Below are 8,835 nucleotides of genomic sequence, written 5' to 3'. Positions count from 1 at the left end.
GTAGGATTCGGTTCACCTGAAGAGCTCCTCGTCGCGTTCGCGGAAGGTGTTGCAACCCCTCGTACGCTGAGCTCCTCAGGTGAATTCCATCTTTTTGCTGTTTTGCAGCGCTTGATCAAGGTCTAGTACAGATGCGGAGCGAACGGGGTTGGAGCAACCTGGCGTAAGCGATCCGATCCCCGATCAAGAACACGTAACCTCGCTCATGAGCCCAAGTGTCAAAATTGTGTTCGAGCTGAAGCCGGACGAGGACGGCTTTCCGCCAGTTGGCTCGGAGAGCATCAACGGCAGCCCCGAACGCGACGGGAGCTTCATCCTCGATAACACCCCATTTTTTGTCACCGACGTAGCCCTTGGTGATCGCGTCGCAGCACACGAGATCGCAGGCACTGAAGGGCAATTTGCCTTTTCCCACGTGATCGAGCCCTCGCAGGTGAAGTCGATATCCATCATCTTTCTGGTAGATGAACTGAAAGAGCAAATCTTTCAGTACTTGCGCGGACAAGGCTGCTACTGTGAGTACGGCGACTTCGGGGCGCTCGAGATGCTTGCGGTGAGCATCCCCGATACATGCGACTATGGCCCTTTGCGATCATATCTAATGGATCACGAGCAGAACAATATTCTCAGCTTCGCCGAGTTGGCAGTATGAAAGCTAGTTGCCCGGGTGAGCCGACTTCAAATATCAGCTGTTGAGCCGGAGGAGACGATGGTCCCTCACCTCGCACGCAACAGCCACCTCCGCAAGCCACCGCGGGTCGACGGCCTCCCCAGCGGACCGACCGTCTCCGGGCTGATCGCAGGGTTCATGCTCGATCGCCTTGGCAAGATCGAGGAGGTGCTAAAAGCTCCGGACGGTCACAAAAGTAAGCGTCGCCCTGACATCACAACTGTTGCGCCCGACCGCAAGGCACATCGCGAGAACGTGGGACGGGTGACCAGGCGTGGTCGGCCTGTCCCACGTGAAGAGCGAGCGCTTGATGACCTTGAACAAACGCTGGGTGTTCGACTGACCTTCACACCCTACAACTGAACAGCGAACGCAGAATCATGAACACCCGACGACTCAACTTTCTTGCCACTCCAGATGAATTTTTCGGCTGGATCGAGACATGCGACCAACAGCAGCCATTGAGCTTTGCCATCGACCATGATGGCTCGATCGTGCAAGTTGATCTCGACACGGTGAAGTCCAGCACTTTCTGGCACTCTCGATCATGAGCCCAACGGTCGAGATCGCGTCCAAGGTAGAGCGAGACGCTGCCCCACCAGCTGACGACGAGGCCCCCCGCCCCCAGCCCGACGGCGCCGACCGGTTGGAATGAGCGAGTGACGGGTTCGGCTCGCCTCGCGTCCAGTGCTGCGACGGGAGATGATAGTGTGCCCCCGGCCGCCCATGAGCATCGTCCACGACGACACGCTGCCGCCGCAGTCCCAGTCCGAGCCCCCGTCCGAGCCGCAGTCCGACCTCGACGCGATGCGGGACGTCACGATCGCCGACGACACCCACACCGATCACCACGCCCCCCTCGAGCCCGAGACATCCACCCGACTCAACCACTACGTGCTGCTGTCAAAGCTGGGTCAGGGCGGCATGGGGGTGGTCTACGCGGCCTACGACGAGCGGCTCGATCGCAAGGTCGCTATCAAGCTCCTGCGCTCCGAGGGCGAGCCCAAGGCCAAGCGCCGGCTGGTCCGCGAGGCCCAGTCCATGGCTCGACTCGCGCATCCGAACGTGGTCCAGATCTACGAGATCGGCGAGGCAGACCAGCGAGTCTTCATCGTCATGGAGTTCGTCAAGGGCGCCACGCTGCAGCGCTGGCTGGCCGCTCAGCCTCGCTCGCAGCGGGACATCCTCGAGGTGTTCCACGCAGCCGGAAAGGGTTTGGCGGCGGCCCACGCCCAGGGCCTGGTCCATCGCGACTTCAAGCCCGACAACGTGATGATCGACGCGGACAACCACGTGCGGGTCATGGACTTCGGCCTCGCGCACGGCGAGGTCGACCCCGAGGCCCACAGTCAGGATCCGCTCGGCGAGGCGCTCGAGCCATCGGGCCTGACGGCGACGGGGGTGTTGATGGGCACGCCAGCCTACATGGCCCCGGAGCAGTTCGAGGCCCGCCCGACCGACGCCCGCACCGATCAGTTCAGCTTCTGCGTGGCGCTGTGGGAGGCCCTCCACGGCAAGCGACCGTTCGCTGGCGCGAGCCTGATGGATCTCTCGGTCTCGGTCTGCTCGGGCAGCGTCTCGACCCCAGCCGACAACAACGTGCCCAGCTGGCTGCGCAAGGTGGTCGCGCGCGGGCTGCAGGTCGAGCCCGACGCGCGCTGGCCCTCGCTCGAGGATCTGCTCGACGCGCTGGGCAAGGATCCTACCCGCCGTCGTCGGGCCGTGCTCGGCACACTCACCATGGTCGCGCTGGCGCTGGGGGTCGCGGGCGGCGTCCAGCTCACGCAGCAGCGCGCGCGCACCCAGCAGCTGCGAGCGTGCGACGACGAAGCCCAGACCCTGCGCTGGAACCCCTCGGTCGAGGCCGAGCTCGCCGCGGCGTTCGAGGCGACCGCCCTGCCCTACGCGCGCTCGGCCTGGGCCCACACGCGCTCGCAGCTGAACGACTACGCCCACACCTGGTCGCAGGCCCGCCGTGAGACCTGCGTGGAGACCCACGTGGCGCACCGCCGCGACGAGGCCTCCCACGCGCTGATCACCGCCTGCCTCGACGAGCGGCGCGCGGCCTTCGAGGGCCTGCTCGACGCCTGGGCCGAGCTCGACGAGCGCACGCTCGCGCGCGCGACCTCGGCAGCGGCGAAGCTCTCGCCGGTCTCGACCTGCACGACGGCGCTGTGGCTGACCCAGCGCATGCAAGCGCCGACCGAGCTGCGCGCGGCGGTCGGGCAGCTGCGCGCGCGGCTCGAGCAGGTCGAGGCGCTCGATCACGCGGGCAGCTACGAAGCGGGGCTCGAGCGCATCGAGCAGATCGAGACAGAGGCCGTCGCGCTGGGCTGGTCGCCGCTGCTCGCCGAGGCTCGGCTCGCGCGGGGCGACCTGCACGACAAGCTCGGCGACTATGAGGCGGCGCGAGCGTCGGTCGAGCGCGCGTACCTCGACGCGGTCGGGGCGGGGCACGAGATGACCGCGCTCGGCTCGGCCACGCTGCTCACGGTGATCGTCGGCGATAAGCTCGCGCAGCCCGAGCGGGGCCTGTACTGGGGCGAGCTGGCGCGGATGCACGTCGAGCGGATGGGCCTGACCGACACGGTCCACGAGGCCCAGCGGCTGGGTCACGTGGGCGCGGTCCATACCGCGGCGGGCGGTTTCGCCGAGGCGACCGCGGCCCACGCTCGGGCCCTGCAGATCACCAAGGCCACGTTTGGCGCCGAGCACCTGCAGGTCGCGCTGGCCCTCAACAACGCGGGGAGCACCTGGTGGGAGCAGGGCGACTACGACCAAGCGCTGCCTGCGTTCCTCGAGAGTCTGCGGATCAAGCAGGCCGTGCTCGGGCCGCAGCATCCCGAAGTCGGCGTCGCGCTCAACAACATCGGCGCGGTGTACTGGGGGCGCGGCGACTACGACCTGGCCCTGGCTTCGTTCGAGCAGTCACTCAGCGTCCGCGAGGCTGCGCTCGGGCCCCAGCACCCGGACGTGGCCGGCTCGCTCAACAACGTCGGCGCGGTGCTCGCGAGTCAGCACCAGTACCAACCCGCGCTCGTCAGCTTTCGCCGCGCGCTCGACATCCAGATGGCCACGCTCGGGCCCGACCACCCCGACGTCGCGGGGGCGCTGACCAACATCGCCAACATCTTGCGCAACCAGGCGCAGGGCAGCTCTCCGGAATTGCTGCAAGAGGTGCTCGACACCCACCTTCGCGCGCTGGCGATCTGGGAGACCGCCTACGGGCCCGACCACCCCAAAGTTGCGATGTCGCTCAACAACGTTGGCGTCACCCACTGGCGACGAGGCGAGTTCGAGCAGGCTCTGGCCACGCATCGCCGGGCGCTGGCGATCCGCGAGGGCGCGTTCGGGCCCGAGCACGCGGACGTTGCGATGTCGCTGTCCAACATCGGCACCACGCTGAGCAGCCTCGGCGATCGCCAGGCGGCGCTCGAGCACTATCAGCGCGCGCTGGCGATCCGCGAGGCCACGCTGGGGCCCGATCACGTCGACCTCGCCGACTCGCTCGACAACGTGGGTCATGCGCTGCGCAAGACTGGAGCGATCGACGAGGCCATGGCTGCGCACGAGCGCGCCCTGGCGATCATCGAGGCCTCGCTTGGACCGGACAACGCCGCGGTCGCGGCCTCGCTGATCGCAATTGGCAGCATCGCGGTCGAACGCGGCGCCGTCACTGAGGCCCGCGAGGTGCTCGAGCGGGCCCTGGCGATCCGCGAGCAGCCCGACACCCCGCCGGCCGAGCTGGCCGACGCGATGTTCGCCCTGGCCCCGGTCCGCTGGGCGGAGGGCGACCGAGCCCAGGCCCGGACGTTGGCCGAGGGCGCACGCGAGCGCTACGCCGGGGCGGCGATCGAGTACGCGCAACAGCTGCGTGAGGTCGACGCGTGGCTCGGCGCGCACCGGGTCACCAACTGAGGGCAGCGGCTCACGCGGGGCGGGCGAGGCTGCGCTGCAGCACCCGCATGAGATCGATGATCTCAGCGTCGGGGCCGGGCTCGTCGCTGGGGACCTGGACCACGTCGCGGTGCTCGGCCAACTTTTGCTCGGCCAGCGCGAGGACCTGCGCGCGGGCTTCATCTTCGAGCTCGGACTCGGCGATCTCGGTCGCGGTGTGGGCTCGAATCACCGCGCGCAGGCGCTGGATCTGAGCCTCGTCCAGGTCGTCAGGCGGGCTCGGCAAGCCGATCGTCGCGGGCGTACGCAGCTCCGAGACGAAGCGCAGGGTCTGGGCCCGGAGCAGCTGATCGTCGGCGACGATCGCGACGACGTGCTGGTGCCCGCGCATGACGAAGGTGGCGATCCCGGCCCGGCCGGTGGCCTCGAGCACCTGCGCCAGCAAGTGATAAGGCTTGGTCGACTCCGAGTCCGGCAGCAGAAAGTAGGGCCGCTCGAACAGCATGGGGGAGAGCGCGGCGCGGTCGACGAACTGGCGCAGCTCGATGTCGTGCGAGGCCTCGGGCGCGAGGGCGTCGAGCTCGTCGTCTGTCATGATCACGTACTGGCCACTGTCGAGCTCGTAGGCCCGGGCGATCTCGTCGGGCTCGAGCGCGCGCTCGTGGTCCGGGCACACGTACTGGCGCCGCAGCGGCGCGCCGTCGGGGGCCAGCTGCCGCAGCGACACCCCCGCGGAGCTGCGGGTCGCCGAGACCAGGCTGACGGGGATCGTGACCATGCCAAAGGTGATCGTCCCCGACCAAAACGGCGATGGTGAGTCGGTCTCAGGCAACGTCTTGCTCCTGCAGTCGCGCGATGCTGGCCGCGAGCGCGTCGGCGAGCGACGGGGCCGACGCTGGGGCGGGCTTGCCCGGGGTTTGCGTGGTGGGCAAGCCCGCCGCTTTGGCGTTGGCCAGGGTGATGACCTGCTCGGCGTAGCGATCGTGGAATTGGTCGAGGTCGAGCTCGCCCTCGAGCAGCTCGACCAGCTGACGCGCCATGGCCAGCTCTTGCGGGGTCGGCGACGGCCACGCCAGCTCCGGCAAGGACTCGGTCGCCACGACCTCGGCCGTGGACCGCAGGGTGATCAGCGAGAGGTAGTCACCCGCGGCCCGCAGCGCCCCGCGGTAGTGTTTTTTGCGCATGGTCCAGCGGACGATCCCCTGCTTGGCTTCGGCCGCGAGCGCGCGCGCGAGCGCGAAGTAGCTGTCGGCGTGGGCCGGGTCGCCCGGGCCGAGATAGTAGGGCCGGACGTACCATTGATGATTGAGCTGAGTCGGCTCGACGAAGCGGAGGATCTCGAACACGTCGGACGACTCGGGCTCGAGCTCGGCGAGCTCCGCGTCATGCAGGACGACCATGCCCTCGGGCGTCGGGATTGCGCGCTGCGTGGCCTCCGGCGGGACGGGCTCGCCGGTCGTGGGGTGGACCATGCGCTGCTGCACCGGGACCTGATCGCTGGCGTGGAGCAGCCGAAAGCTGACCGGGCGGGGCTCGACGGCCGAATACAGCTTGATCGGGATGACCAGGTCATCGATCGTCAAGCGGCCATTGAAGATGGAGCGGGCCATGTGGTTGGGTGAGGCGGGTGACGGGGTGCAAGATCGATACATTTAAATGGCACAGGCGGCGCACACCGACACGTGCATTTGTGGTTGCGAAGCGCTTGCGGTCCGTTGCTGACGGATCTGCACGGCACATGCCATGCAGATCGAGCGAGCGTGGCCAAGCTCGACGCCTATGACCGAAAGCGCGACTTCGAGTCGACGCCCGAGCCGCGACCGACGCTGCCGGAACAGTCGCCCGCGCGCGGCCCGCTTCTTTTTGTCATTCAGCGACATGACGCCCGCCGACGTCACTATGATCTCCGCCTCGAGCACGGCGGGGTATTGTGGAGCTGGGCGGTTCCCAAGGGCCCGAGCCTGGTTCCGGGCAAGCGGCGGCTGGCCGTGCAGACCGAGGACCACCCGTTGGATTACGCCGACTTCGAGGGCACGATCCCCGCTGGCGAGTATGGCGGCGGCTCGGTGTTGGTGTGGGATCATGGCACCTGGGCACCCGAGGGCGATCCAGCCGAAGACTTCGAGCGCGGCCGCCTACGGTTTACCTTGCACGGGACCAAGCTGGGCGGAGGCTGGCGCCTGGTTCGCACCAAAGACGCCAAGTCGTGGTTGTTGATCAAGTCGCGCGACGAATTTGGTCGGCCCGAAGCTAGCGCGGAGATCGTCGAGGAGCAGCCGCTCAGCGCGCTGTCGGGCCGCAGCATCGAGCAGGTCACCAGGGACTCGCGCCTTGGAGGAGTCGTCGAGCAGATCAGCACGATCGGCGAGCCGGCGTCGCCACCTCCAACGCTCTCGCCTGCGCTCGCGACCGCCACGGATCAGGTCCCCACGGGATCGGAGTGGCTGCACGAGCTCAAGCTGGATGGCTACCGTCTGCTCGCGCATGTCCGCAATGATGAGGTTCGCCTGCGCACGCGCGGTGGCGAGGACTGGACCGCGCGCTTGCCTCGCCTGGCGCAGGCGCTGCGTGATCCGGCGTTTGCTGACAGCGTCGTGGACGGAGAGCTGTGTACGCTGGGACCCGACGGCGTGACCCGCTTCGAGCTGCTGCAGGACGCGCTCGCCAACGGCCGTGATCAGCATCTCGTGTATTACCTGTTCGACCTCCCATTCGCGGCCGGGCACGATCTGCGTGGCGCGCCGCTGATCGAGCGCAAGCGGGTGTTGCGAGGGCTGCTCGATGGCGCGGCGCCCGATCGCAGCCTGCGGTTTTGTGATCACGTGCAGGGCCACGGCCCCGATGTATTTGCCCGGGCGTGCGCGCTGGGGGCCGAGGGCGTCGTCAGTAAGCGCGCTAGCTCGCCCTACGAGAGTCGGCGCAGCCACGCGTGGCGCAAGATCAAGTGCGGGCGCCGTCGCACCGTGATCGTGGGCGGCTTCACGCCGCCCCAGGGACTGCGCCGCCACTTTGGCGCGCTGCTGGTCGGCAGCTACGACGCCGCAGGACGCTTGCTGTACCGCGGCAAGGTCGGCGCTGGCTTCAGTGATTCCACGCTCGCGCAGATCCACGCGCAGCTCGAGCGCCTACGCCAGGATCAGCCGCCGTTCGACGATCCACCGAGCCCACGAGAAGTCCGCGGCGTCACTTGGGTCGCGCCGTCGCTCGTGATCGAGGTGGAATACGGCGAGCTGACCGCCGCGGGCAAGCTTCGCCACGGTCGATTTATCGGCATTCATGGACCTGAACCCAAACCGGACGCGACACAAATGTCCAAATCCAAGTCCAAACCCAAACCCAAGTCGGCAGAACAGCTGGCGGTTCGCCTGACCCACCCCGAGAAGCTGCTGTATCCCGATCTCGGCCTGCGCAAGCGCGACGTCGCCGACTACCTCATGCAGATCGCCGAGTGGATGCTGCCGCATGTGCGCGACCGGCCGCTGACGATGGTTCGCTGCCCCGATGGGGTCGACGGCGACTGCTTCTATCAAAAGCACGCGATGGCCGGCCTGCCCGACACGGTCTCGCGTGCCCGCGTCCGCGACAGCGACGGCGCGCAGATCAGCTACCCATGTGTGACCGACGCGCTGGGTCTGGTCGGGCTCGTGCAGATGAGCGTGCTCGAGCTCCACGTGTGGGGTGCCCGCGTCGACGCGATCGAGCACCCCGATCGCCTGGTCTTCGACCTGGATCCCGACCTCGAGCTCGGCTTCGATCGGGTCGTCGACGCCGCGATCGAGATCCGTGACCGGCTCGCCGAGCTGGGGTTGGTCAGCTTCGTGAAGACCACCGGAGGCAAGGGCCTGCACGTGGTCGCACCAATCGAGCCCCGCCACGACTTCGAGCACGCCAAGGCGTTCTGTCGGGCGTTTGCGCAGCGTCTGGCAGCGGACGCGCCGCAGCGCTACACGGCGGTCGCGGCCAAGTCGGCGCGACGCGGGAAGATCTTCGTCGACTACCTTCGCAACGGGCGTGGGGCGACCAGCGTGGCGGCCTACTCCATGCGAGCCAAGCCGGGCGCGCTAGTGTCGACGCCGCTCGCGTGGGACGAGCTGAGCCCCGAGCTGCGGCCCGCTGCGTTCTCGATCATGAGCGTGCCCGACCGGCTCGCGTCGCTGAGCGCCGATCCCTGGGGGGCGCTCGCGTCGACGTCTCAAGTCATCGAAGCGTCGGCGTGTGAGGCGGTCGGGCTCGACACCGACTGCGAGCCTTCGTGAGCGCCGCCGTCA

General features: G+C 67.9%; 6 protein-coding genes. 4 read left to right on the top strand and 2 right to left on the bottom strand.

Annotation, left to right across the window (positions count from 1 at the left end; all coding sequences use genetic code 11):
- The first annotated feature begins 205 nt into the window (after nt 1-205).
- The 3 genes from ENSA7_RS01935 to ENSA7_RS01930 all read left to right on the top strand — a co-directional run bounded on the left by ENSA7_RS01935 (nt 206) and on the right by ENSA7_RS01930 (nt 4,588).
- Nucleotides 206-652, top strand: coding sequence for a DUF4265 domain-containing protein (locus tag ENSA7_RS01935; protein ID WP_106087474.1), 447 nt, complete (start codon nt 206-208; stop codon nt 650-652).
- A 15-nt stretch (nt 653-667) separates the two neighbouring features.
- Nucleotides 668-1,033 carry a hypothetical protein gene (locus ENSA7_RS43025; protein WP_181232948.1) on the top strand — a complete coding sequence of 122 codons (366 nt, stop codon included), beginning with the start codon at nt 668-670 and terminating at the stop codon, nt 1,031-1,033.
- A 363-nt stretch (nt 1,034-1,396) separates the two neighbouring features.
- Complete coding sequence (locus ENSA7_RS01930) at nt 1,397-4,588, top strand: serine/threonine-protein kinase (RefSeq protein ID WP_181232946.1); 3,192 nt, start codon at nt 1,397-1,399, stop codon at nt 4,586-4,588.
- Nucleotides 4,589-4,598: 10 nt separating this feature from the next.
- On the opposite strand, the gene ku (ENSA7_RS01925) is transcribed toward ENSA7_RS01930, so the two are convergent.
- Nucleotides 4,599-5,399 carry a non-homologous end joining protein Ku gene (gene ku, locus ENSA7_RS01925; RefSeq protein WP_106087472.1) on the bottom strand — a complete coding sequence of 267 codons (801 nt, stop codon included), beginning with the start codon at nt 5,397-5,399 and terminating at the stop codon, nt 4,599-4,601.
- Nucleotides 5,392-6,177, bottom strand: a complete 786-nt coding sequence (ku, locus tag ENSA7_RS01920; RefSeq protein ID WP_181232944.1) for a non-homologous end joining protein Ku — start codon at nt 6,175-6,177, stop codon at nt 5,392-5,394. Before ku (ENSA7_RS01920) ends, ku (ENSA7_RS01925) begins: the two co-directional genes overlap by 8 nt.
- Nucleotides 6,178-6,327: 150 nt before the next feature.
- On the opposite strand from ku (ENSA7_RS01920), the gene ligD reads away from it, so the two are divergent.
- The gene (gene ligD, locus ENSA7_RS01915; protein WP_146157219.1) at nt 6,328-8,823 is read left to right on the top strand and encodes a DNA ligase D; all 2,496 of its coding nucleotides are present in this window, start codon (nt 6,328-6,330) and stop codon (nt 8,821-8,823) included.
- The last annotated feature ends 12 nt before the right edge of the window (nt 8,824-8,835 follow it).

It is taken from the genome of Enhygromyxa salina, assembly GCF_002994635.1.
Lineage (GTDB): Bacteria > Myxococcota_A > Polyangia > Nannocystales > Nannocystaceae > Plesiocystis > Plesiocystis salina_B.
Note: the sequence above shows the minus strand (reverse complement) of the source record. Positions and strands in the feature narration are given on the sequence as shown.

Bases quoted from the DNA above. Each gene is read 5' to 3' on its own strand.
- ENSA7_RS01930 (WP_181232946.1), top strand. From the start codon at position 1,397: ATGAGCATCGTCCACGACGACACGCTGCCGCCGCAGTCCCAGTCCGAG.
- ku (WP_181232944.1), bottom strand. From the start codon at position 6,177: ATGGCCCGCTCCATCTTCAATGGCCGCTTGACGATCGATGACCTGGTC.
- ENSA7_RS01935 (WP_106087474.1), top strand. From the start codon at position 206: ATGAGCCCAAGTGTCAAAATTGTGTTCGAGCTGAAGCCGGACGAGGAC.